General features: G+C 38.7%; 1 protein-coding gene. It reads left to right on the top strand.

Translation table 11 applies throughout. The annotated features are described in order from the left end of the window. Positions 1–81 precede the first annotated feature (81 nt). On the top strand, positions 82–279 hold a 198-nt coding region (locus C1G53_RS12425; protein WP_192873140.1), incomplete at its 3' end, for an epoxyqueuosine reductase QueH.

Genomic DNA, 279 nt, shown 5'->3' with positions numbered 1-279 from the left:
TATCAAGCGCTCTCCCTCGTTATTACTATCTATGCAGTAGGCTTCAAATATAGTATAATGAATGTATATTTGGAGGTTTGTATGATTAAAGTTGAAGAGATTTTATCGACTCTATCACCGAATCAAAAGGTTAACTATGATAAAGTGTTTCAAAAAATGGCAAGCACGTGGCAGGAAGCGGGGCTTCGACCGAACATTCTCATGCATGTCTGTTGTGCCCCATGCTCGACCTATACATTGGAGTACTTGACTCAATATGCAGATGTAACCATCTATTTT

Origin of the sequence: Streptococcus suis (assembly GCF_002960445.1) — a bacterium.
Taxonomy (GTDB): Bacteria; Bacillota; Bacilli; order Lactobacillales; family Streptococcaceae; genus Streptococcus; species Streptococcus hyiners.
This window is presented reverse-complemented; position numbering and strand designations above follow the sequence as displayed.